General features: G+C 74.5%; 16 protein-coding genes, 1 tRNA gene and 1 pseudogene. 7 read left to right on the top strand and 11 right to left on the bottom strand.

The window, feature by feature from the left end; translation table 11 throughout:
• Window positions 1–68 precede the first annotated feature (68 nt).
• The 3 genes from ACFTWP_RS21945 to ACFTWP_RS21955 all read left to right on the top strand — a co-directional run bounded on the left by ACFTWP_RS21945 (window position 69) and on the right by ACFTWP_RS21955 (window position 2,716).
• Window positions 69–863, top strand: coding sequence for a DUF1684 domain-containing protein (locus tag ACFTWP_RS21945; protein WP_380266329.1), 795 nt, complete (start codon window positions 69–71; stop codon window positions 861–863).
• Between the two features lie 384 nt (window positions 864–1,247).
• Window positions 1,248–2,453, top strand: coding sequence for an MFS transporter (locus tag ACFTWP_RS21950; protein ID WP_380266374.1), 1,206 nt, complete (start codon window positions 1,248–1,250; stop codon window positions 2,451–2,453).
• Between the two features lie 189 nt (window positions 2,454–2,642).
• Window positions 2,643–2,716: transfer RNA gene (locus ACFTWP_RS21955), tRNA-Pro, on the top strand.
• Between the two features lie 72 nt (window positions 2,717–2,788).
• Here ACFTWP_RS21955 and ACFTWP_RS21960 read toward each other — a convergent pair.
• The 6 genes and pseudogenes from ACFTWP_RS21960 to ACFTWP_RS21985 all read right to left on the bottom strand — a co-directional run.
• Window positions 2,789–3,211 (bottom strand): tyrosine-type recombinase/integrase, encoded by a 423-nt coding sequence (locus tag ACFTWP_RS21960; protein ID WP_380266330.1) that lies wholly within the window; start codon window positions 3,209–3,211, stop codon window positions 2,789–2,791.
• Window positions 3,212–3,237: 26 nt separating this feature from the next.
• A complete protein-coding gene (locus ACFTWP_RS21965; protein ID WP_380266331.1) occupies window positions 3,238–3,696 on the bottom strand; it encodes a GntR family transcriptional regulator in 459 nt (152 codons plus the stop codon).
• A gap of 227 nt (window positions 3,697–3,923) precedes the next feature.
• Window positions 3,924–6,482 (bottom strand): FxSxx-COOH system tetratricopeptide repeat protein, encoded by a 2,559-nt coding sequence (fxsT, locus tag ACFTWP_RS21970; RefSeq protein ID WP_380266332.1) that lies wholly within the window; start codon window positions 6,480–6,482, stop codon window positions 3,924–3,926.
• Window positions 6,483–6,698: 216 nt separating this feature from the next.
• Window positions 6,699–7,919 carry an HNH endonuclease gene (locus ACFTWP_RS21975; RefSeq protein WP_380266333.1) on the bottom strand — a complete coding sequence of 407 codons (1,221 nt, stop codon included), beginning with the start codon at window positions 7,917–7,919 and terminating at the stop codon, window positions 6,699–6,701.
• 203 nt (window positions 7,920–8,122) lie between these two features.
• Window positions 8,123–8,389, bottom strand: coding sequence for a hypothetical protein (locus tag ACFTWP_RS21980; RefSeq protein ID WP_380266334.1), 267 nt, complete (start codon window positions 8,387–8,389; stop codon window positions 8,123–8,125).
• A gap of 200 nt (window positions 8,390–8,589) precedes the next feature.
• Window positions 8,590–8,988, bottom strand: a pseudogene (locus tag ACFTWP_RS21985) (helix-turn-helix domain-containing protein); the annotation flags it as partial.
• Between the two features lie 247 nt (window positions 8,989–9,235).
• On the opposite strand from ACFTWP_RS21985, the gene ACFTWP_RS21990 reads away from it, so the two are divergent.
• The 3 genes from ACFTWP_RS21990 (at window position 9,236) to ACFTWP_RS22000 (ending at window position 11,607) form a co-directional block, all read left to right on the top strand.
• Window positions 9,236–9,436: a hypothetical protein gene (locus tag ACFTWP_RS21990; RefSeq protein WP_380266375.1), complete on the top strand. Its 201-nt coding sequence runs from the start codon at window positions 9,236–9,238 to the stop codon at window positions 9,434–9,436.
• Between the two features lie 66 nt (window positions 9,437–9,502).
• Window positions 9,503–10,912, top strand: a complete 1,410-nt coding sequence (locus ACFTWP_RS21995) for a hypothetical protein (RefSeq protein ID WP_380266335.1) — start codon at window positions 9,503–9,505, stop codon at window positions 10,910–10,912.
• Entirely contained in the window at window positions 10,909–11,607 is a 699-nt protein-coding gene (locus ACFTWP_RS22000; RefSeq protein WP_380266336.1) for a hypothetical protein, read from the top strand. Before ACFTWP_RS21995 ends, ACFTWP_RS22000 begins: the two co-directional genes overlap by 4 nt.
• 185 nt (window positions 11,608–11,792) lie before the next feature.
• Here ACFTWP_RS22000 and ACFTWP_RS22005 read toward each other — a convergent pair whose 3' ends face one another.
• Entirely contained in the window at window positions 11,793–12,638 is an 846-nt protein-coding gene (locus ACFTWP_RS22005) for a DUF6879 family protein (protein ID WP_380266337.1), read from the bottom strand.
• Between the two features lie 676 nt (window positions 12,639–13,314).
• On the opposite strand from ACFTWP_RS22005, the gene ACFTWP_RS22010 reads away from it, so the two are divergent.
• A complete protein-coding gene (locus tag ACFTWP_RS22010; protein ID WP_380266338.1) occupies window positions 13,315–16,296 on the top strand; it encodes an AAA family ATPase in 2,982 nt (993 codons plus the stop codon).
• Here the strand turns inward: ACFTWP_RS22010 and ACFTWP_RS22015 are convergent.
• Genes ACFTWP_RS22015 through ACFTWP_RS22030 form a run of 4 tightly spaced genes read right to left on the bottom strand, consistent with a single transcriptional unit; the run spans window position 16,293 to window position 22,904 of the window.
• On the bottom strand, window positions 16,293–17,810 hold the full coding sequence (locus tag ACFTWP_RS22015) for a hypothetical protein (protein ID WP_380266339.1): 1,518 nt from the start codon (window positions 17,808–17,810) through the stop codon (window positions 16,293–16,295). The genes ACFTWP_RS22010 and ACFTWP_RS22015 overlap by 4 nt on opposite strands.
• Window positions 17,807–19,498 (bottom strand): hypothetical protein, encoded by a 1,692-nt coding sequence (locus ACFTWP_RS22020; RefSeq protein ID WP_380266340.1) that lies wholly within the window; start codon window positions 19,496–19,498, stop codon window positions 17,807–17,809. Before ACFTWP_RS22020 ends, ACFTWP_RS22015 begins: the two co-directional genes overlap by 4 nt.
• On the bottom strand, window positions 19,495–21,837 hold the full coding sequence (locus ACFTWP_RS22025) for a hypothetical protein (protein ID WP_380266341.1): 2,343 nt from the start codon (window positions 21,835–21,837) through the stop codon (window positions 19,495–19,497). The genes ACFTWP_RS22020 and ACFTWP_RS22025 overlap by 4 nt, the downstream gene beginning before the upstream one ends.
• Window positions 21,834–22,904 carry an LLM class flavin-dependent oxidoreductase gene (locus ACFTWP_RS22030; RefSeq protein WP_380266342.1) on the bottom strand — a complete coding sequence of 357 codons (1,071 nt, stop codon included), beginning with the start codon at window positions 22,902–22,904 and terminating at the stop codon, window positions 21,834–21,836. Before ACFTWP_RS22030 ends, ACFTWP_RS22025 begins: the two co-directional genes overlap by 4 nt.
• Window positions 22,905–22,930 lie beyond the last annotated feature (26 nt).

Below are 22,930 nucleotides of genomic sequence, written 5' to 3' on the forward strand. Positions count from 1 at the left end.
CTGCCGGATCCAACGGTCCGATCCAGCGGACCGGACCGGGACCGGACCTACCGGACTGGAGGCTCTCGATGACGGAGACCGCCGCAGAGGCGTGGATGCACTGGAGCGACGGCCGGGCGGCGGCCGTGAGTGCGCCGCACGGGCAGCTCGCACTCACGGGCACGCACTGGTTGGAGCCGGAGCCGGGCGAGGTCCCCGGCCTGCCGGGCCTCTGGTGGAGCGACGCCGAGGGCGTCCGGCTGCGCGCCGTGGCCGCCGACGGAATCGCCCTGGACGGCCGCGGCGGCCCGGCGGGGCCGGTGGAGGGCGAGGTGCTGCTCCGTCCCGACACCGATCCGGCCGCCGACGCGGCGACGCTGGGGGAGCTGCGGCTGATCCCGATCGAGCGGGAGGGGGAGATCGCCCTGCGGGTCTTCGACCCGGACGCCCCCGCGCGTCAGGCGTTCGCCGGCATCGCGGCCTATCCGTACGCGCCCGAGTGGGCCGTTCCCGCGGTCTTCACCCCCTTCGAGGCCGATCGCCCGCTGGTCGTGCCCAACGCCGACGGCCGCGAGCGCCCGCTGAACGTCACCGGCCGGATCGCCTTCACCGTGGCCGGTGAACCGCACACCCTCACCGTCAGCCGCTCCGCCACCGGACTCAGCGGCGTGATCGCGGACGCCACCAGCGGCAAGGACACCTACCGCTTCCGCTTCATCAACCTGCCCCTGCCGGACGCGGACGGCCGTACGGTCCTCGACCTGAACCGCGCCTACCTGCCGCCCTGCGCCTTCGCCGACCACTTCATCTGCCCCTTCCCGCCGCCGGGCAACCGCCTCGCCGTCGCGGTGGAGGCGGGGGAGAAGCACGTCCTCACCCGTTAGCGGGCGGAGCGGGGTCGGGTTCGGGGCCCGTCCCCCTGCCCGTCCGGCCGCTGTTCGGCCTGCGTGCGTGTCCACCCGCCTGCCGGGCGTCTCCGACGCCGCCACCCACCCCGGTGGGAGGCGGCGCGGAGAAGGAGTCGACTATCTATTGCTGTGTCGACGAATCAATCCTCAGCGAGTGAGTCCCTGGTCCGATCCCAGCCCCAGACCCCGTCCGACGGGGCGCCTGCGGCGGCGCCGCCCGCCGCCCTTCCCGCGCCCGGCGGCAGCGCGTACGACGCCGGCGAGGAGGCGGGTGCGGCCGGTTCGACCGGTGACGGTGGTGGAGGCGCTGCCCGGGACGCCCCCTGGTACCGCCGAGCCGCGAAGGGTGCTTTCGCCGACCTGAGCCCACTGCGTGAGAACCCCGACTACCGGCGGGTCTGGTTCGGCCAGGCGGTCTCCTCGATCGGCCAGCAGATGACGGCCGTCGCGGTCTCCGTCCAGGTCTACGACCTGACCGGCTCCACCTTCGCCACCGGGCTGGTCGGACTCTGCTCGCTGTTCCCGCTGATCGCCTTCGGTCTCTACGGCGGGGCCATCGCCGACACCGTCGACCGGCGCCGACTCGGCCTGATCGGCGCGGCCGGCCTCGCCCTGGTCTCCGCGGTCCTGGCGGGACAGGCGTTCGCCGACCTCGCCCAGGTCCTGGTGCTGTACGCGGCGGTGGCCTTCCAGGCCGGATTCTTCGCGATCAGCTCGCCGGCCCGCTCGGCCATGATCCCGCGACTGGTGCCGAGCCATCAGCTCCCCGCCGCCAACGCCCTCAACACCGTGAGCATGAACCTCGGGCTCACCGTCGGCCCGATGATCGGCGGCGTGCTGATCGGCGCCTACGGCGCGCAGTCCGCCTACCTCGTCGACACGATCGCCTTCACGGCCACCCTGTACGCGATGTGGCGGCTGCCCGCGATGCGCCCGCTCGGCGACCGCAAGGGCCGGGCCTCCGTCCTGGACGGGCTGCGCTTCCTGCGCGAGCAGCCCAACCTGCGGACCAGCTTCCTGGCCGACCTGGCCGCCATGATCTTCGGGATGCCCCGGGCCCTCTTCCCCGCCATCGCGGTCGGCTTCTACGGGGGCGACGCCCGGACCGTCGGCCTCCTGGTCTCGGCCCCGGCGGTCGGCGCCCTGATCGGTGCGCTCTTCTCCGGCTGGATCAGCCGGGTGCACCGCCACGGCGCCGCCGTGCTGGCCGCCGTGGCGGCCTGGGGGCTGGCGATCGCGGCCTTCGGCCTGCTCCACAACCTGTGGCTCGGGCTCCTCATGCTGGCCGTGGCCGGCGGCGCCGACACCGTCAGCATGATCTTCCGCAACACGATGATGCAGGTCGCAGCCCCGGACGAGATGCGCGGCCGCCTCCAGGGCATCTTCATCGTCGTGGTGGCCGGCGGTCCCCGCCTGGGCGACTTCGAGTCCGGAACCGTCGCCTCGCTCACCTCCCCGGCCGTCTCCGTCGTCACCGGCGGCCTCGCCTGCGTCGCCGCGATCATCCTGCTCGCAGCCCGCCGCCCCGCCTTCCTCCGCTACGACGCCCGCCACCCCACCCCCTGACCCCACCCCGCCACCCCGCTCGCCGGCCCACCCCCACCCCGCTCCCACCAGCCACGCCGCCCCCGGAAACCTGGCAGCGAGCACCCCTCCACGTGCTGTATTGTTTTCCACGTCACCGGGTCACCGGGGGCAAGGTCGAGAAGCCGAAGAGCAGAGCCGCAAGGCACCTGCCCCGAGGATCCGAGACCACGGGACGTGGCGCAGCTTGGTAGCGCACTTGACTGGGGGTCAAGGGGTCGCAGGTTCAAATCCTGTCGTCCCGACAGGAATGTCGGAGCCCCGCTGACTGGACGGAAGTCCAGGCCAGCGGGGCTTTTGCCGTTTGTGCAGCAAGGTCAGCGGATGAGCCGCAGGTGGCGGCCGGGAGAGTCCTGCGGGACCGCTTCGGGACCAGAGGCCCGTCGAGGGCCGCTCAGGTGAGTGCTCAGTGCCTCGCCAGCCTGGTCGATCGAGCGCCGGTCCGGGGACAGATAGCGCTGGGTCGTGGACAGCGATCCGTGTCCGGCGATCTTTTGCAGGACGTGCAGCGGGACCCCGGCATCCGCCATCCAGGTCAGGCCCGTGTGCCGCGGATCGTGGCGGCGCAGGTGCTCGTAGCCCATTTCGACGACCACCTCGTCCCAGTGGGTGGCGTCCCGCAGCACCGCCGTGGAGATCCGACCGTTCCGCGGACCGGTGAACAACCTCGCCATCGGGTCCGGGCCGATCGCGTCGAAGTGGCCGGCCACCCGGTCGCGGACTTCCGGGGCCAGTGGCATCGTCCGGCGGCGCCTTGCGTCCGTTCCTAGGAAGTGGGTGATGAGGTGTCGGTGTCCGGCAGCATTCGGACGATGCGCCCCTTCCCCTGACGAACCTCCAGGACGCCGGCTCCTTCGAGTTGTGCAAGAACCCGACGTACCGTTCCGCGTGATGCGGAGGTCATTTCGCAGAGCCGGCTCTCCGGGGGGAATGAATCGCCCGGCGTCAGACCCTCATCTGTGATCACTCCCACGACCAGGTCATAGACCGTGGGCAGTGGGGAGGAGCCAGCGACGGTGGTACGGCACGCGCCTTGCTGCGACCGGATCAGACCCTCAGCCGCGAGCACCCTGAGGGCTCGCCTTACAGTGCTTCGCGCCGCGCCGAATCGTGCCGTCAGCTCGGCTTCGGACTGCAGCGTTGTGTGCTCGGAGCCGTCGTTGATCTCTGCGCGAAGCGCATCGGCAATGTGCAGGTAGGTGCCGCGAGGGCTCCGCTTGGTCACTGACTAACCTTCCTCCACGCTCTCCAGCCACCTTGAAGGATGCCTCAGCTGGGGCGGAAGCATCGAGCGTCTGCAGGTCTGGCCACAAGACGTGCTTTACCTTGGCCCCGCGTGCGGCCGGTCCACACAGCAAGCATGACCTTGGCGTGACACTGAACCGCCCTGGCTTGGACGGTTAACCGCCGGGGATCTACTGGGGCGGGCCCGAGGCAATCTGACCTGTCCAGTCAGCTCTCCCGAGGCTCTCCGGCATAGTTGGCGAGGTTGTGGGCGGTGTCGAGGGTGTCGGGGTGATTGGGCCCGAGGGTGCGTCGACGGCGGTTGAGGGTGTCCTGGGCGAGGTCGTGGGCGGCTTGGGTGTCGCCGAGATTGGCGAGGTTGTTGGCGGTGTCGAGGGTGTGGGGGTGGTCGTGGCCGAGGATGCGCCGGCGGCGGTCGAGGGTGTCCTGGGCGAGGTCGCGGGCGGCTTCGGTCTCGCCGAGGATGGCGAGGTCCACGGCGAGGTTGCTGGCGGTGTCGAGAGTGTCGGGGTGGTCGTCGCCGAGGATGCGCCGGCGGCGGTCGAGGGTGTCCTGACCGAGGTCGCGGGCGGCTTCGGTCTCGCCGAGAGTGGCGAGGTCCACGGCGAGGTTGCTGGCGGTGTCGAGAGTGTCGGGGTGGTCGTCGCCGAGGATGCGCCGGGAGCGGTCGAGGGTGTCCTGACCGAGGTCGCGGGCGGCTTCGGTCTCGCCGAGGGCGGCGAGGCGGACGGCCAGGCTGTGGGCGGTGTCGAGGGTGTGGGGGTGGTCGTCGCCGAGGATGCGCCGGGAGCGGTTGTGGGTCTCCTGGGCGAGGTCGTGGGCGCCTTGGGTGTCGCCGAGGGCGGTGAGGCGGTTGGCGAGGTTGTTGGCGGTGCTGAGAGTGTCGGGGTGGTCGGGCCCGAGGATGCGTCGGCGGCGGTCGAGGGTGTCCTGGTCGAGGTCGCGGGCGCGTGCGGCGTCGCCGACGGCGCTGTGGGCCGTGGCGAGGTAGGTGGCGGTCCAGAGGGTGCCCTCGTGATCGGGGCCGAGTTGTGCGCCCCACACCCGGTGCAGTTCCTCCAGCCGGGGCAGGGCGCTGGGGGCGTCGCCGCGGTCGATCAGGTACCAGCAGGCGTTGCGGACCACGTCGCGGGCCGCCTCGATGGTGATGACGTGGGGGTCGACGGCCAGGAGGTGGGGACTGAGGCCGCGCCATCCCGGCCAGGTGGTGGGCGTCCTGACGTGGCCGGGGTTGGCCGCGGTGAGGAGGGCCTGTGCTCCCCGGGCGGCTTCGGCGTGCTGGTCGTCGTCGAGCTGGTCGCGGACGAGGGCCTGGGTGAGGCGGTGGAGGTGGAGGGTGCCGTCCTGGACGCGGGCGAGGGCGTGGCGGGCGAGGGCGCCCATGGCGCGGTTGGCGGCGAGCGGGTCGCGGAGGAGGGCGGCGATCGGCTCGGGCGTGTCCTCCACCGGCGTCGTGGTGCAGGTGTGGAGGGGGAAGGGTTCGGCGGCGAGGAGGGCGCAGGCGTGGAGGAGAGCGGCCGCTTGGGGGTTGTCCTGGGCGAGGCGGTGGGCGCTGAGGCGGGTCTGGGCGGCGAGGGAGAGGGGGTAGTCGTCGGGGCGGTTCTCGTCCAGCAGTGCGCTGGTCTGTTCGGCGAGGAGGCGGTGGTACTTGGCCAGAGGAAGGCCGTCGGTGAGGGTGGCCGCTGCCTGGGCGAGGGCGAGGGGGAGGTCGTCCAGTTGCTCGGCGAGGTAGTCCGCGTCGGCCTCGGTGAGGGTGGGGACGCGGTCGCGGAGCAGGGTGGTGGACTCGGTGCGGGTGAAGACGTCGACGTCGAGGGAGACGGCGTGGCTCTGCCAGCGGGGGTCGCGGGAGGTGATGAGGACGTGGCCGGTGCCGCCGGGGAGGTAGGGGCGCAGGGTCTGCGGGTCCTCGGCGTTGTCGAAGACCAGGAGCCAGCGGCTGCGGGTGCGCAGTTCGGCGGCGAGTGCGTCCCAGGCCTCGTCAGGGGTGGCGTCGGCGGGGGCGGCGCCGAAGCGGGTGGCGAGGTCAGCGAGTTGTCCGCCGATGAGCGCGGGCTCCTCGGCCCGGATCCACCAGGCGAGTTCGTACTCGCCGGCGAAGCGGTGGGCGTACTCGATGGCGAGCTGGGTCTTGCCGACGCCGCCGCGGCCGTGCAGGGCCTGGACGGCCACCGTGTTCCCGCTGTTGAGGCCGGTGCGCAGGCGCACGAGGAGGGTGTCGCGGCCGGTGAAGGCGGCGTTGCGGGCGGGGATGTTCCACACCCGGGGCAGGCTGCCGGGCAGCCGCGGTCCGTTGGCTCCGAGTCTGCGCAGGCGGCCCGGCCCGGATCCTCCGGGGAAGGCGGGTGCCTCGGTCGGGCGGCGGGCGCCCGCGACGGCGTCCAGGAGGGCGGCCCGGGCCTGCTCCGCGTCCAGGCCGACCAGGGAGCGGGAGAGGATCGGTGCGAGGATGCGGGGTGGTTCGGTGGTGTCGAGGCGGATCGGGATCATCCTGTCCCTGGCGGCGAGGACGGCCGTCCACTCATCGGTGGTGAAGCGCCGGGGTTCGAAGTAGGCGGCGGAGAACAGGGCGACCATGCGGCCGTTCTCCAGGGCGGCGTTCATCTTCAGGACGAAGTTCTCGCCCGCGCTCCAGTCCCAGTAGTCCAGCTCGGTGGTGTGTCCGGCGTCCTCCAGCTGCCAGGCCACCCACTCCGCCCACGCCCGGTCCGCCCCCGCGTGGCTGATGAAGAAGTCCACCCGCCGGTCGCCACCCTCGCTGACCATCCCACCCCGCAACCCCATGACGCCCACCGCACTTGGCCACGACCCTAGACGCACGGCCACCACCCACGGGCGAACTTGACCGCACAGCCAGTCCTTGGTGTCAGATGGCGGAACACCGGCAAGCCTTCACCAGGCGTGACCGGACGGCAGTTGGGGCTGTAGCGGGTGTGGTGGCAGGTGCCGCGGCGGTGCCTGCCCGAGTGGTCGGCCCGACCGTCATCCGATCGGTGGCTGCCCTAGAAGTAGTGAGTGGCCGTCAGGAGTGATGTCCGGCAGGCTGATCCTGTTCCTGTCGAGCCACCGTGTGTACCGCCATTCCAGTGCGCTCTCGTGGGGGAGCTTGGGGAGGGTCAGCCGGGAGGTGGTGATTCCGAGCTGCGCCGGCGTCGGGCCTTGGGGGCGGACCAGCACCTGGAGGGTGGTCGGGTGGATGGCGAAGAGGTGGGCGTCGAACGCTCGGTGGAGAGCTGCGTTCATGGGGAGGCCGTTGCGAGGGTCCGAACTGCCGTTCTCGGCGTCGGGGCGCAGGTGCTCTGCTTCGATCATCTGGGGGACCGCCACGCCGGACAGGGGGCATCGAGGTCCGTACCGCTGGAAGACCTCGATCTTGAAGCGGGCTTGGTCGGGCCGGGTTACGACGGTTCCCGTGCGCTGGCGGCGGCGGTTGCCTTCCAGTTGGAAGGCGTGGTCTTCCGAGTGGTCCTTGTCGAGGATCTGGTCCGGCGCCCGGTCTCCGAACTTGACGAAGAAGAGCCTGCTCTCGTCCTCCCAACCGGCGACCCAGCCGAGCCGTACCGAGGCCAGTGGGCCGTGCTCGGAGATGAGGAAGACAGGCAGTTGGTGGGAGGCCGTTGCCTTGGTGGCGTCTGTCTCGGCGATGTCCTGGCCGGCCCGTTTGGTCTCGGGGTAGGGGTGGAGAGTCCCTTCGTCGTCCACCCCGTCCCGGTGGTCGATGTCCGTGTGCAGGAGACCCACGGCCAGACCGGATGGGCTCAGCTTCTCGGTGCGGGCCTTGTCGACCCAGACGCACTGCTGCCCACCGTAGGCGTTCACCGCGCGCAGGTCGCCCGTGGCGAGCAGGCCTTCGCGGTCTGTCCGGGCGCGCAGGTTCTTCCAGATCGTGAAGCGCCAGGCCCGTTCCTCCTCGATGGTGGAGGGTGCGCCGGACAGGACGGTGAAGCCGAGACGTCGCAGAACGGCGTTGGTGCTCGCCTCCCCGCCGTGGAAGTCGTTGTAGGCCAGGGGCTTCCCGTACTGGTAGCCGTGGGCCACCCCTGCGATCGCCTTCGGGTCGTAGAGACGGTCGGCATGCTGGAGGTAGTAGCGGGTGGACGACTTGAAGCCGTGGCGGTCAAGGAAGTCCTTCTGGCCCAGGTCGTCGAACTCCTCCAGGGCGCTCAGGACTGCAGCTGCGTCCGTCAGGTCTCGTATCCCCACGTCTCTCCTCGGGCTGGTGCGTGGGCATGAGCATAAGGGCCTTGGGTGGAGACCGAGTTGGCGACCAGCGGCAGCAGGTTCGATCGGTTGGGTCACCTCCGCCGCGTCGCGCCGTAGACCCTCGTGCGGGCCATGGCGCAGTCAGGGCCCGCACGTCCCGGCGGGCGCGTCCGTCGAACAGGCGGGTCCCGCCGTCGGGGCGTTCAGACCTCGCCGTAGAGGGTGAGGACCACGCCCTCGACCTCCATGCGGCTGTGCTTGATGAGGTCGCCGCGGCGCAGGGCGGCGAGGCAGCGTTCGAGGCGCTCGGTCTCTCCCGGGGTGAGTACGGCGGCGGCCAGGTCGCGCAGGCCGGTCAGTATGGCGGAGGTCAGGGCTTCGGGGCGCGGGCCCGACAGCAGGACGACGGGCCGGCCCGTCCGGTCGCGGACGATCGCGGTGTTCGAGCCTCCGTGGACGACGAGCAACATCGCCTCCGTGTCCGACGAGCACGCAGCACGTGCCGGAGGCTCGTGCGGCTCACAGCCTCGGGTAGGAGAAGACGATAGCCCCGATCTCCCGATTTTTATCCTTTTCCACCCTCGAACAGCGGTATGTCTTGCCCGAGTTCACGGCAGGGCGGGTGCATGTCACTCCGCGGGGCGTCACCGGCCGGCGCCGTACGGGCGTGCTACTCCGGTCGTGGGCCGCGCCGCAGCAGGGAGTCCACGAGTGCGGCCACGTGCTGCCGGTCGGTGGGGGACAGTTGCTGGAGGCTGGCGATGAGGGTGGCCACCTCGGGGTCGGTGGTCGCTCCGGGCTCGCCCTCCGCGTAGAGGTAGATCCCGCAGGTCTCGGCGGCGGCGCGCCGGACCGTCTCCAGTGGCAACTCCAGCCCGGCGGCGAGGCGTTCGAGCGTCGCGGGCTGCGGCATCCGGACCAGGCGCTCGGCCGTGGCGAGGTGGTGGACGGTGGAGCGGGGAAGGCCGCCGCGACGGGCGACGTCGCCGTAGGACCAGCCCTGCGCGTCCAGTTGCCGCCTCATCATGCGCTGCAGTGCATTGTCCACGGGATGGTGTGCTTCCTGCTGTCGGAGCCGGCGGAACGCGTCCGGGTGGCCCCGATTCTACGGGCGTACGGCGCGTCGTCCATGCGATCACGCATCTCACCTGCCGATTTCCCCCCATCGAGCGGTGGTGACGCGCCGTGTCCGTGTCTGTACTTGCAGTTGCCCCCGGGGACCGACTAGCGTCCAATCTCGTCGGACAGAACGTCCGATATGACTGGACAGGAGTCGGGGAACCTCCCCGACCCGACAGAGAGGCACTGCCATGAGCATGAACGTCACCGAGCTCAACGCCGAGACCGTGGAGCTGCTGCCGAGCCGCGAGGCGCTGGGACGGCTGAAGTTCGTGAAGGTCCACGCCAACGTCGCCTTCGTCCACGCGCACAACGAGTCGTGGGCCGTGAACGACTACTCGCCGCTCGCGGTCGCGCAGTCCGAGGCGGCGCAGTCGATCAACGTCTACCAGCGGTAATACCCCGCACGTGAGCGGACCGCGCCCCCTCGGCGCGGTCCGCTCACGAGGAAGGACGGGTCCAGCGTGGCTGGAGACCTACCCACGGCGGCCGACGGCCACCGGCCGGCGGCGCCGCTCCCCGTGCCGCGGCTGACCACCGGGCTGCTCCTGCACGGCGAGTACCAGGGCGGCGGGTTCACCCAGCCCCGCTACCTCGCTCGCCGCGGGGACGGCCAGGTGGTGCAACTGACCCTGCTGCTGCACCTGGTGGCGGGATCGATCGACGGCGTCCGGGACACCGGGGCCATCGCGCACCGGGTCAGCGCCGGCTGCGGACGCGAGGTCAGCGCGGACAACGTCGGCTACCTCATCGAGCACAAGCTCCGGCCGATGGGGATCACCGCGCCGCCCGACGGCGACGGCCACCCGGTCGACGCCCCTCGCTCGGACCTGCTGCTGGCCCTCGCCGGCCGCCGCGTCCTGCTGAGCGAGCCCCGAGTCGCCCGGATCGCACGGTCGCTGGCCTGGCTGCACCGCCCGTGGGTGGTGGCCGCCGTCCTGACGGCCGCCGTCGCCCTGGACGTCTGGCTGTTCGCCTTCCACGGCGCGATGGGCCCCGTGCTGCAGGTGCTGGACCAGCCCGTGCTCCTGCTCGCCGTGTTCGGCCTCACGGTCGCCTCGCTGCTGTTCCACGAGTTCGGACACGCGTCGGCCTGCCGGTACGGCGGAGCGCGGCCGGGCCCGATCGGCTGCGGCCTGTACGTGCTGTGGCCCTCGCTCTACACCGACGTCACCGACGTGTACCGGATCGGCCGGGCCGGCCGGCTGCGCACCGACCTCGGCGGCGTCTACTTCAACGTCGTCTTCATACTCGGCCTGGCCGGGGGCTACGCCCTCACCGGCCGGCCGCTCTTCCTGGCCGCGGTGCTCGTCGCGCACGTCGAGATCGTCGAACAGCTCATGCCGGTCGTCCGTCTGGACGGCTACTTCATCCTGGGTGATCTCGCCGGCGTCCCCGACCTGTTCGGCAAGATCCGGCCGACGCTGCTGAGCATGCTGCCCGGACGCCCGGTCAGGCCCGAGGTCGCCGACCTGAAGAGGTCCGCCCGCGCGGTGGTCACCGGGTGGGTGCTGACCATGGTCCCGCTGCTCGCCGGCGAGCTCGGCTACGTCCTGTGGCACCTGCCGAGGATCCTCACCACGGCCGTGCACTCGCTCTCCGCGCAGGCCGCCGACACCCTCGACGCCTTCTCGGCCGGGCGGTTCTCCGCCGGGGCGGTCGGCGTCATCGGGACCTTCGCCCTGCTGTGCCCGCTGGTCGGAGGTGCCTACCTCGCGGTCCGGACCGTCGCCCGGCTGCTCCGCCGGATCCTCGTCCGCCCGGCCCCGCGGCGACGGGCGCACGCGGCTCCGCCCCGCCCCAAGCCAACCGCCCCGCACGCCTCGGCCGAACCACTGCCGGACCCCGTGCGCACCCTCAGGAGGTCTTCGTGAAACACCGTACTTCGCAGCGGAGTTCGATCATCGGCCGGACGGCCGGACGCCTCGGCGTGCTGAGCGTCGCGTGCCTCGCCGCACTCGCCGTCGCCGCCCCCGCCGACGCCGTCCCGTTCTCGTCCCGCTCCGGCCGCGGCGTCGCGGCGTTCGCGGACGGCGCGACCACGCACGCCAACCGCGTCCACCCGGACCAGTACGAGGACTCGTTCACCGTCCACGAACTCGGCACCGTGTTCAGCGTCGCCGCGAACAACCGGGCCACCGCCGTCTCGGCCGGCTGCTCGTCCCGGCGCCCGTGCCGGTCGATCGCGCTGTCGTTCCAGATCGTCACCATGGCCGGGGACGACGTCCGGCTCAACGCCACCAACCTCGGCCGGGCGATCAACGAGCAGTGCCCCGGCTGCCAGACCCTGGCCGGCGCCTACCAGTTCGTCGTCTCCACCGCGCAGCCGTTCGCGCTCAGCCCGGCGGCCAGGACGCAGCTGGCCGCCGTCCACCGCCGGCTGGACGCGCTGGACACCTCGAACGACCCGATCCCCGTGGTCAAACAGCGCGCCGACGACCTGGCCGCCCAGGTGAAGGCGCTCCTCGACCGCGAGGCGTCGGCCGCCCCCGGGGGCGGGTCGACGAGCCCGCTGGCGAAGTCCGGCCCGAGCGTGACCATGCACCGGCACTACGACGGGGCGAACTGAGCGGGGCACGGTCCGGAGTACGCGGGCCGCCGGGTGTGTGCGCACGGCACGCACCCGGCGGCCCGCGCCGAGCGTTCCGGGTTTCCGCCCGCAGCTCCTGCCGGTCGACCGGCAGGGTGCCCCGGCCGGGTGACCGGGCCTGTGTGCGGGGCGGGGCGGGGCGGGCACGGACGGGACGCGGTGGCTCAGAGGTGTGGATTCGGGCCGATCAGGGCGAGGCGGAACGCGTTGGCCCCGGCCTGGAAGCGGCTTTCGGCGTTGAGCGCGAGGAGGATGGCGGCGATGTGCCGTCTACAGGTGCGCAGGGAGACGCCGGTGCGGCGGGCGATCGACTCGTCCTTGGCGCCGGCGGCCAGCAGTTGCAGGATCTGCAGCTTCAGGGGGTCGTCGGCCAGGTTGTCCGGGTCCGTCGAGGAGTCGTCGACGGGTTCCTCCGCCCCGACGGTCGGCAGCGGCGGTGCGGAGGGGGTGCAGGGCGTAGGCGGCGTGTACCGCTCCGCGGGCAGTGCGGCGGACCAGGCGGTCTCGAAGAGGAGCCGGGCGAGCCGGACGGCGGCCGGTTCGCGGAGGATCGCGACGGCCGGTTCGCCTTCCGGCGCGGCCTGCGGCACCAGGGCGATCCGGTCGTCGACCAGCAGGATCTCCTGCGGGAGGCCGGGGCTGCTCCGCACCTCGGTCGCGCCGGTCCTCGGGCGGGCCGCCAGCAACTGGCCGGCGCGGGCCGCGTCGGGTATCGAGTCCAGCAGGGCCCGCACCCGCACGCCGCCGGACAGCTCGGCCAACTCGCGGCCCAGTAACGGGGCGAAGACGGACGGCCGTCCGCCGTCGGACCGCAGCCAGCCCACCTCGGAGCGGCAGTCGGCGGCCAGCGAGTGGAGCAGCGCGGAGAGTGCTTCGCCGCCCACGGCGCGTTCGGTGGCCGGCCCGTCGAAGGCGACCGACACCTGCTTCTGCATCGTGAGCAGGGAGTCCAGTCGGCCTCCCGCCAGGTCGAGCACCGACCGCCAGTAGTTGCTCTCGCTGGCGAGCATGGCGTGCAGCCCGGACGCCGCCGCTTCGGCCGGGGCCGGCCACCGGGCGGCCGCCCGGACGGCGGCGGGGGTGGCGGCGGGGGCGGCGGGGGTCGCCGCGGGCGCCGCGCCGGCCGGCCGGGTCCGATCGGGCGCGGGTTCGAGCGGGGCGCATCCGAGGGGGGCGTGGCCCGGAAGTGCGGGGCCGGGAAGTGAGTGGCCAGGAGGTGCGGGGACAGGAGGGTTGGGGCCAGGAGGTACGGGACCGTGGGGAGTTCGGCACTGGCAGGTGCTGGGGGCGAACGCCGTTGCTGCCATGTCCGCTGCTGCCGCGCGGATGTGCGTCAAGACTGCTCCTGGATGAGGGTGAATGGACGAGGTCCGCGGTCGCCGCTCCTGTGGTGGTGGGGCGGCGACGTTGTCGAGGTCCTGGGGAGAGGAGCCTCGGCGGCGGCCGCCGAGTCTGTGGCGAGGAGCTTCGGCGACGTCGCCGAATCTATGGCGCGCGGATTCGCCGAACATCGGCAGAACTACCTAACTCATATACGTAGTGATGATCAGTCGCCTAGGGTGAGCCCTGGTCGGGCGCGGCCCCGACGGCCGGAGGAGCTCTACCGGACCCGGCGCTGGTGCGAGGTGGGGCGGGGCGGGGCCTGTGAACGTACCGGACACTTGCTCGGGGCGGCCGGACGGGCTGGTGGGCCGGGAGGCCGAGCTCGGACTGCTGGAAGGCGCGGTCGGTCGACTGCTGAGCGGTCTCGGCGGAGTCCTGGAGATCACCGGTGAGCCGGGCATCGGCAAGACCCGCCTGCTCCGGGAACTGTCCGCCGACGCCCGGGCGCGCGGCGTCCAGGTCCTGGAGGGCCGGGCGACCGAGGCCGAGACCGGGCTCGGGCTCGGGATCTACCAGGACGCGCTGGGCGACCGGTTCCGTGCCGAGGCGGCCGGCCGACTGCTGCCGTCCGGCCTGGCCGACTCGCTCCGGCCGCTGCTCGGCGACGACCCCGCGGACGAGTCCTGGTCGGACCGCCCCGCCCCCGTCGGAGCCGAACGGGCGCGGACGCACCAGCGGATGCGCTCGCTGCTCGGCCGGTGGGCCGAGCAGGCACCGACCCTGCTGATCCTGGACGACGCCCACTGGGCCGACCCGGGATCGGTGGAGCTCACCGACCATCTGATCCACCACCGGGTGCGCGGGCCGCTGCTGCTGGTGATCACCCACCGCCCCCGGCAGACGGCGCTGCGGTTACTCGACGTCCTCGGCCGGGCCGACCAGAGCGGCCCGGCCGAGCGGATCGAGGTCGGGCCGCTGTCCGCCGCCGAGTCCGCCGCCCTCGCCCGCCCGGCGGGCGCCGCCGGGCAGCGGACCGGGCAGCAGAAGAATGCCGGGCCGGCCGACGGCCGCTCGCGCCGCTGGCACGAGATGCACCGGGAGAGCGGCGGCAACCCGCTGCTGCTGCTCGCCCTCGCCGACCTGGCGGCGGACGGTGGAGCGGCCGACGCCCGCCCGCCGGGCACCGGCGGTGGGACGCTCGGCCGGCCGGCGGCGGTGCTGCTCGGCGAACTCGCCCTGGTGCCCGAGGACGGCCGGCTGCTCACCGACGCCGCCGCCGTGCTCGGCGAACGCTTCCTGGTCGAGGCGCTGGCGGAGGTCGCCGAACTCGGCACCGAGCGGGCCCACCACGCGGCCACCGCCCTGATCCGGCGCGACATCCTGCGCCCCGTCCCGGGCACACCGCAGTTGACGTTCCGTCATCCCGTCCTGCGCAGACTGGTCTACCAGCACGCCGACCCGGTCTGGCTGGTCGGCGCGCACCGCCGAGCGCTCGCCCGGCTGACCCGGTGCAGCGCCCCGGCGGTGGAGCGGGCCCGGCACGGCGAACGATGTCTCGTCGACGCCGACCCGCAGGTCGTACAGGTCCTGGAGGAGGCCGCCGAGACCGCGCTGCGGACCGCTCCGGGCGACGCCGCACGCTGGTTGGGGGTCGCCCTGCAGGCCATCCCCGACACCCCCGCCGAACGCGACCGCCGGCTCCGGCTGCAGCTCGCGCGCACCCTCGCCCTGGCCACCTCGGGGCAGTTGTCGGAGAGCCGCGACCTGCTGCACGAGGTGCTGGCCCGGATCCCGACCGACCAGCTGGACCGGCGGATCGAGACCGCGATGCTGTGCGCCCGCACGGAACGTCTGCTCGGTCACTACGCCGAGGCCGAGGCCCTGCTGCGCGACGAGCTGCCCAGGATCGAGGGCTGGTCCTCGCCGCAGGCGGTCGCGCTGATGACCGAGTACGGCACGGTGGCCCTGCTCACCGGAGGTTTCGCGGACGCCGACCCGTACGTCGAACGGGCGGTGCGGATGGCCCGCGACCTCGGCGACCCGCCGGCCGAGGCGACGGCCCTCGCCGTCCGCGGCCTCGGCAGCATCTGCCTCGGCCGGGTCGAGCAGGCGCGCCGGGAGCTGACCGCGGGCGCCGCGCTGGCCGACCGGCTCTCCGACGCCGACCTCGCCCGGGAGCCGGAGGCGCTCGGCCAGCTGGGCTGGGGCGAGCTGTTCGCCGAGCGCTACGCCGACGCGGCCCGCCACCTGGACCGGGGCCTGCGCCTGATCCGCCGCAACGGCCAGGACCACGTGGTGCCGCACCTGCTGCTGGGCATCGGCTTCCGGCACCTCTGGACGGGCGAGCTGCGGCAGGCCGAGCGGACCGCCGAGGAGGCCGAGGAGCTCGCCCGGCAGCTCGGCAGCCGTGAGCTCGGGGCCCTGGCGACGGCCCTGCGCGCGGCGGCGACGGACTCGCAGGCCCGGCCCGCCGCCGACGGCTCGGCCCTGGCCCTCGCGGAGCAGGCCGTCCGGTCCGCGCCGAGCGGGGGCTGGTGGAGCCGGAGCACGGTGGCCGTCCACGCGCAGGCCCTGCTGGCGGCCGGTCAGGCCGACCGCTGCGCCCGCGTCCTGCTGGACGCCGGGGGCGGCCCCGAGCTGCCGCTCACCCAGGTGATCTTCCGTCCGCTCTGGTACGCCCTGCTGTCCGCCGCCGCGCTGGCCACCGGCGACATCGCGGAGGCCGACGCCTGGGCGGTGCTCGCGGACACGGTGGCCAACGGCCTCGGACTCCGCGGCCCGCAGGGCTTCGCACGGCGGGCCGGCGGTCTGGTGGCCGCCGCCAGCGGCGAGCCGGCCCGGGCCGTGGAGTACCTCGCGGCGGCGGCCGAGTGGTTCCAGGAAGCCGGGTTCGCCGTCCAGCGTGCGCTGACGCTGGCCATCGGCGCCCCGATCGCGGCCGCCGTCGGGGACCGCCGCCGGGCCGACGCCTGGCTGGACGAGGCCGACCGGCTGGCCGCCGAGACCGGCGCCCGCTCGGTCGCCGGGCAGGCCGCCGCCGTCCGCCGGGGCCTGGCCGCGAAGTCCGGGACGGCCGGGCAGGCCCCGCCGGACACCGCTTCCAGCCTCGCCCTGCTCACCAGACGGGAGCGGCAGATCACCGCGCTCGCGGTCGCGGGCACCCGCACCCGGGAGATCGCGGACCGTCTGTTCCTCAGCCCGCGCACCGTCGACGCCCACCTGGCGAAGGTCTACCGCAAGCTCGGCGTGACCTCCCGGACGGCACTGGGCGCGCTGCTGGCCGCCGAGGGCGGCCTGCAGGCGCTCGGCCCGGACGGCTCCCGGCCCCGGCACGGGCAGTCCTAGCACGGGCGCAGGTCGAGCATGGGCTCGGCGTACCGGGTGGCGCCGCAGGCCGTCAGGAACACCGGGGACTCCGCCTCGGGCAGGCGCAGCAGGTCGGCGAGCCGGTGTTCGTCGAAGGACCGCGCCGGGCGGGCGAACAGGCCGTGCGCCGCCGCGCCCAGGGTCAGCCCGTGCGAGACCCAGCCGCACCAGACCTGGAGCAGGCCCCAGGCGGCCGGACCGAGGTCCTCGACCAGCGCCCGCAGGTCGGCGGAGAAGACCCACAGCGCGGTGGCGTGCCGGACGCCGCAGTCGTTGGCCGGCGTGAGCGGGTAGCCGAAGAGCGCCTCCAGCCGGCGCGGCAGCTCCGGGTCCGCCTCCGCCAGCTGCAGCCCGCCGTCGGCGAACCCGTACCGGCCGGTGGGCAGGCCGGCCAGTCGCTGGGGCACGACGGTGAGCCGGACCCGGGCGGCCACCTCGCTCAGCGCGTCCGGCGCCGGGGCCGCCGCCCAGGCCAGCAGGTCCCGCAGGCAGTCCTCGCCGCGGGTGACCGGCCGGGCGGAGAACCCGCTCAGCGGCCGCGGCACCCGGCCGGCCGACCTGTTCCACCACACCCGGGCCCAGTCCTGGTCGGCCTTCTCCGATCCGGGCCGGGGCAGTTCCGGGAGCGCGTGACCGGCGCCGGTGGGGCCCGCGGGCCCGGTGAGCCGGGGGGCCACCACGGCGGCGGTCTCGGCGAGGCTGGGATGGCCGGTCTCCCGTGCGAGCAGGGCGTCCAGCTCGTCGTCGAGCGCCCCGCCGCCGACCGGCTCCAGCGGGCCGGCCGGCGGCAGTCCGCCCACCTCGTGCAGGGTGACCACCACCGGCGCCGACCAACTCCCCGGACCGGTCGCGGCCACCAGCCGGGCGGCCAGGGCCACTTCGGGCCCCGACACCCGAACCGAGGCCCGCAGGCCGAACAGCTCGGCCGTTGCCAGCAGGCTGCGCAGGTTGATGCCGACCTCCAGGTCCGCCAGGGCGCAGCGCAGCACCCCGTAGGGCGTCGGCAGGTCGGTGTGGCGGCCGGCCAGCACGATGTTCAGGTCGTCGCGGGCGGGACGCGGGGCCGGGGCGTCGGCCGGGTCGAGGTCGACCACGGCGTGCCGGTACGGGTCGAGGTACCCGGCCGGGCCCTCGGCCGGCACCGTGAAGACGTGCACCGGGAACTTGCTGCGGACGGAGGCCGTCACGCGGTGGTCGTTGGCGGGATTCGACGGCTCCCGGCGCAGCGGTCCGAAGGCCGCTGCCAGCACGGCGCCCACCCGTCGGTCGCCACCCGCCTCGGCGGCGGCGACCCGGCCGGCGGGGTAGAGGGTGGCGGCCAGCAGGTCGTGCGCACCGGGGGGCAGCGGTCGGCCGCGGTCGGCGCGGGCCGACCGCGGGGGCAGGCAGGCGGTGGTGGGCACCCGCTCGTCCACGACGATCGGATCGTGCAGCAGGCCGCGCAGCGGCCCCTGACGCAGCGCGAAGCGGAGCACGTCGGCCGTGCCGGTCACGATTCCTCCGGGGCTCGGGTGCGGGCGGTGGGCGGGTCGGCCAGCCAGATCAGGCCGCAGGGCAGCGGCACGGGGCCGAGCACCGGGTCGGCGGTGAGCCTGCGGGCGTGGACCGCCCGACCGCGCAGCACCTCGGGGGCGCGGAGCGCGGCATCGAGGGCGGTGAGCTCCGCCGGGTCGGCCCACTCCAGGGCCCTGGTGCCGACGGTCGCGAGCGCGGCCCGGCCGTGCTGGAGCCCGGCCAGCGCGCGGGCCAGGGCGGCCTGTGCGGCGGCCTGGGCGGACGGCCCCCACTCGCGGGCGAGGCGTTCACCGGTGTCCGCGTGGGTGACGGTGACCAGGGCCCAGCCGGTGTCCGGGAGGGTGCGGTGGGTGAGCAGGGCGGGGTGGTCGAAGTAGTCGGTGAGGGCCCGGACGAGCGATCGGGCCAGCGGTGTGGCCAGGTCGGAGCCCGGCAGCGGCGGGCCGTCGTCGGGGGCCTCCGCGGCGAGGACCCGGAGTAGGCCGTCGAGCAGCCAACGTTCGGGCGTGGTACCGGCGGCGGCCGTGCCCGGGTGGGCGGGATCCGGCCTGGCGTCCTCGGTCGTCGCCCGGAGCAGCCGGAGCAGCGCGTCCCGCCGGGCGTCCTCGGGTTCCGTTCCCCAGCCGACCAGCACCGGCTGCCCCGGCAGTGCGACCGCTTCCACCGCGGCCAGCCGGAAGGGCAGTTGGGGCAGATCGAGATCGTCCCGCCACTGACCGAGTCCGGACCACGGGGTGGTGAGCAGCTCGTCCGGGGTGCGGTCCGCTGGGGTGGGCGGGTCGTCGGCCTCCGCCGGTGCCGGCTGGGTGCCGGGTGACCAGCGGGGGCCGGCCGGGCGGACGGTGAACGGGTGGAGGGTGGTCCGGAGGGTGCGTCCGTGGACGAGGTGCAGCTCGGGGGTGTCGAGGCCGGTCGCGCCGAGGTGGTCGAGGAGGCCGCGGGCGGCGAGCGAGCCCGCGAGGGTGGCGGCGTGCAGCGCGGGGGCGCGCCCGGCGGGGTGGCGGCGGGACCAGGCGGCGGCGCGTTCGGCCGCGGCGCGGAAGGCGCGGGCCTGCGGCACGCCGCGCAGCACCGGGCCGACGATCTGGTGGCCGTCCCCGGCCGCGGCCGGGAGGTACGGGGTGTCGGCCGGGAGGAGGGCGGCGAGCCCGGACAGCTCCTCGGGTGCGGCGGCGACGAGGACGGCGGCGGCGGTGCGGGGGCCCGGCCGGCCGGTGACCGTGCCGACGCCCAGGTTCAGCAGCCCGCGGGTGGCGCTCCTCGCGGCCGGACCTTCGCCCAGGACGGCCACCTCGGCCGCGCGCAGGGCGGCGAAGGCGGCGTACGGCTCGGTGCAGTGCTCCTCGTAGTGGGCCAGCGCGTCCCCGTACCGTTCGGCGGTCTCGGGGTCGGGCACGGGCCCGCCGGCCCGGTCGAGGTCGAACAGCAGGCCCTGGCCGAGCAGCGCCGCCAGGACCTGCCGCAGGGCGACCCGCTCGGCCGGCTCGCCGACCGAGCCGAGCAGGTCCGCCGCGTCGGCGCCGTCGGTGAGTTCGCCGAGCCGGTCGTCCAGCAGCCGCTGGAGGGTCGGCGGGGCGGCCAGGACGAAGGTGCGGTCGCCCCGCGCGCAGTAGAGGCCGCGCGCCACCGGCACGAAGTGCGCGCCGGGCCGCAGTTTCACCCTCACGGCCTGGCCCCGTCGTGGAAGCGCCCGCCGGGCGCGCGGTCGAATTCGAGGACCCACTCCAGGGCGTGCGCGCCGTCCTGCACGCCGACGGGAAGCTCCTCCAGGTAGCCGCCCGGCGGGAGTCCGCGGACGGTCTCGGCCAGCAGCGCGCTGCCGAGGTCGACGTAGCGGGTGCGGTCGGGCGCCGCCGGGAGCACGCCGAGGAGGCCGTCGAGGTCGGTGCCGGCCGGGCGGGGTTCGACCAGCAGCAGTTCCTCGGGGGCGTCGTGGCGGGCCCGCCAGTCGGCGAGCGCGCAGAGCAGTCCGGGCCCGGTGGCGGCGGGCAGGTCCTCGCCCGGGTACCAGCGGCGGCCCTGGAGGACCACCCGGCCCGCCGTCAGCCCGGGCAGCGAGACCGTGCCGCCGGTGCGGTGCGGGTCGGTGGCGGCCTCGCCGAGCGGGTCGAGCCGGAGGCGGCCGGTGCCGTGCAGCCAGAGTGCGATCCGCATCGCCGGCGCGAGCCGGTCCGGCCTGGCCAGGGCGGGGGAGTGCACGGCGACCGGCGCGCCGTCCGGGTCGAGCAGCTCCAGGGTGTCGGTGCCGGGGTCGTGGGCCAGGGTGAGGCCGAGCCAGCCGACCGGGTCGATCCGGTCGGGGAGGAGCGGCGGGCGGTGGTTGCCCTCGAGACCGTGCAGCCCGCGGTCCTCCAGCAGGACGGCGGGACCCGCGGCGCGGTTCAGCCGCTCGGCGATCCTGGCGCGGGCCCCGCCGCCGAGCGCGTGATCGGCGGCGGTGTACCGCAGGGCGGAACTCCCGCCGCCGGGGTGGTAGCCCCGGACCGCGAGCCGGTCACCGATCGGCCGCACCAGCACCGCGTACGAGGCGTGCGGGCGGCGGAAGCGCTCGGGGAGCCCGTCGGCGAGGGCGGCCAGCTCCGCCGGGTCGATCCCGACCTCGGCGGGCGCCCCGGCCGCGGTCCGCTCGCCGAGCAGCGCCCGGGCGGCGGCGCGCAGCCGCAGTAGTTCGGTGAGGGAGCCGTCGGCGGGGCCGAAGTCCGTACTGGTGGCGGGGGTCAGCAGCGGGGCCCGGCGGGCGACCACGGCGACCAGGTCGGCGGCGCAGTCGGCCAGCCGGACGCGGGCACCGGGGCCGAACCGTTCGGTGAAGGCCGCGACCAGCAGGGCCCGGGCGTCGTGCACCCGGTCGGACAGGGCGGCGAACTCCAGCACCCGGGCCAGGTCGTCCAGGGCCGCCCGGTGCGGCGACGCGGCGACGGCGACCGGTGGCAGCACGAACTCCTCGGTGACCCGGAGTCCGACCGGGTGCGAGAGCAGGGCGTTGAGCGCCTGCTGGTCCTCGGCCAGTCCGGCCAGTCCGGCCAGCCCGTTCGGTTCGTCCGCTCCGGCCTGGGCGTCGGCCGGCTGCGGCCGGTGCCCCGCGGCGGTGTCCAGCCGCTCCTGGACACCGAGGAGCAGCTTGGCCGCGCCGGGGTGGCGGTCGGCCAGGAGCTCGGCGGCGGCTGCCGCGGGGCGCTCGTCCTGACCGTCGAACTCCGCCGCGCCGACGAGGAGTTGCAGCTTGACCGCCTCGCCGACGAGGGTGGTCGCGGCCTCCGGCGTCAGTGCGAGTTCGGCGGCCACCTCCCGGATCAGCACCTCGGCGGGCAGTGGACCGAGCTCGACCAGGCCGAGCAGGGCCCGGACCTTCCTGGTCACCGTGGTGCCGATCAGCCGGAGCTGTTCGCCGTCGCGGCGGTAGAACCGGACCTGGGCGTGCCGGTACCGCAGGGTCCAGTTGGCGCGCAGCAGCGGCGGGAGCGACCCGGCCGGGTCCGGGCCGGCCAGCAGCGCGTCGACCGCCATCACCAGCTGCGGGCGGTCCAGCGCGAGGACGGAACGGCCGCGGGCGGGGTCCGGGCCGGGCCGGTCCAGCGGGGCGCCCTGCTCGTCCCAGTGGCCCAGGGCGACGGCGGTGTGCGCCGTCGGCGGACCGAGCAGCAGCATCGCCCGGGAGAGCTGCTCCAGGACGGCGGGCTCCGGGGCGGTGTCGTCCTGTTCGGCGGGCGGCTGCTCCGGCGGGTCGGCGGCGAGGCGGCCGCTCACCGGGCCGCCGGGCCGCCCGGCGGTGAGCGCCGATCGGAAGCCGTCCGCGAGCAGCGCCGAGCGCAGTGCGGCGCGCTCCTGCCGCAGCGCCTCGTCGTGGGCGCCCGCCACCTCGCGTTCGGCCGCCGCCCGGTCCGGGGCGGTGGCCAGCGCGGTCAGGGCGGCCCGCAGGGCGGGCGAGGTGAGGCGGCGGCCGGGGACGCGGCCGAGCAGGAGGACCGGGGTGTCCGCGGGGCCGCCGGCGGTCGGGGCGGTCATGCGGTGGCTCCGGCGGGTGCGGCGGCGAGCCGGGGGCGGACCTCGTCGGCGAAGAGTTCCACCGAGCGCAGGGCGTCCGTCCCGCCGAAGCCGCCGAAGTCGACCTGCCAGAGGATCCCGTCCACGGAGACCCGCTCCTGGAAGCGGCCGATCTGGTCGGCGACGTGCTCGGGCGAGCCGACGAACGCCGTCCCGGTGGCCCGCAGGTCCTTCGCGGTCAGCGTGCGGACCACGTTGCCCAGCCCGGTGTACTGCAGGTAGTCGGTGGAGACGGTCTCGTCCCAGGTGTCCAGGGCGGAGGCCCAGACCTTCAGGTACTCGTTCAGGTGCGGGTCGGCCAGCTCGCGGGCCTTCTGGTCGGTCTCGGCGACCAGCAGCGGCAGGCTGGCCATGACGCGCGGGGTGCCGTCCGGGTGGTGCGCGGCGAAGGCCTCGCGGTAGCGGGCGGTGAGCGAGGTGTCGAACTCCCGGCCGGTCGGCGTGATCAGCAGGCCGTGGCCGAACCGGCCGATCCGGTCGAAGCTCTCCGGGGTCTGCACCGCGGCGACCCAGAACGGCGGTCGCGGGCTCTGGGTCGGCCGGGGGAGCACGGTGGCGTTGCGGAACGAGAAGTACGGGGTGTCCTCGGTGACGTTCTCCTCGGTGAGCAGCCGGTGCACCGCCTCGATCGTCGCCTCGAAGCGCTGCCGGCTGCCGTCCATCGGCACCTGGAAGGTCTGGAACTCGTGCGGCAGGTAGGCGCGGGCGAAGCCGACCTCCAGGCGCCCGTTGCTGATCGCGTCGACCATGGCGATGTAGGAGGCGAGCTTCACCGGGTGGTGGAAGACCGGCAGGGTGCAGCCGGTGATCAGCCGGATCCGCCGGGTCTGCGCGGCCACCGCGGCCAGGAAGGTCAGCGGGCTCGGGCAGTAGCCGCCGTAGGCGTGCAGGTAGTGCTCGGTCATCTTGACGTAGTCCATCCCGGACTCGTCCGCCAGCCGGCAGAGGTCGAAGACCTCCCGGTAGTAGTCGACCGGGGACTTGGTCCCCGGTGAGGAGTCGGGGAGGAAGGAGACGCCGAAGCGCATGGTGTTGCTCCTAACATGGCGTCAGT

It is taken from the genome of Kitasatospora sp. NPDC057015 (assembly GCF_042673745.1).
Classification (GTDB): domain Bacteria; phylum Actinomycetota; class Actinomycetes; order Streptomycetales; family Streptomycetaceae; genus Kitasatospora.

Bases quoted from the DNA above. Each gene is read 5' to 3' on its own strand.
- ACFTWP_RS21990 (WP_380266375.1), top strand. From the start codon at position 9,236: ATGAACGTCACCGAGCTCAACGCCGAGACCGTGGAGCTGCTGCCGAGC.
- ACFTWP_RS22005 (WP_380266337.1), bottom strand. From the start codon at position 12,638: ATGCTCGCCAGCGAGAGCAACTACTGGCGGTCGGTGCTCGACCTGGCG.
- ACFTWP_RS22025 (WP_380266341.1), bottom strand. From the start codon at position 21,837: ATGACCGCCCCGACCGCCGGCGGCCCCGCGGACACCCCGGTCCTCCTG.
- ACFTWP_RS22030 (WP_380266342.1), bottom strand. From the start codon at position 22,904: ATGCGCTTCGGCGTCTCCTTCCTCCCCGACTCCTCACCGGGGACCAAG.
- ACFTWP_RS21980 (WP_380266334.1), bottom strand. From the start codon at position 8,389: ATGTTGCTCGTCGTCCACGGAGGCTCGAACACCGCGATCGTCCGCGAC.
- ACFTWP_RS21945 (WP_380266329.1), top strand. From the start codon at position 69: ATGACGGAGACCGCCGCAGAGGCGTGGATGCACTGGAGCGACGGCCGG.
- ACFTWP_RS21960 (WP_380266330.1), bottom strand. From the start codon at position 3,211: ATGCCACTGGCCCCGGAAGTCCGCGACCGGGTGGCCGGCCACTTCGAC.
- fxsT (WP_380266332.1), bottom strand. From the start codon at position 6,482: ATGGTCAGCGAGGGTGGCGACCGGCGGGTGGACTTCTTCATCAGCCAC.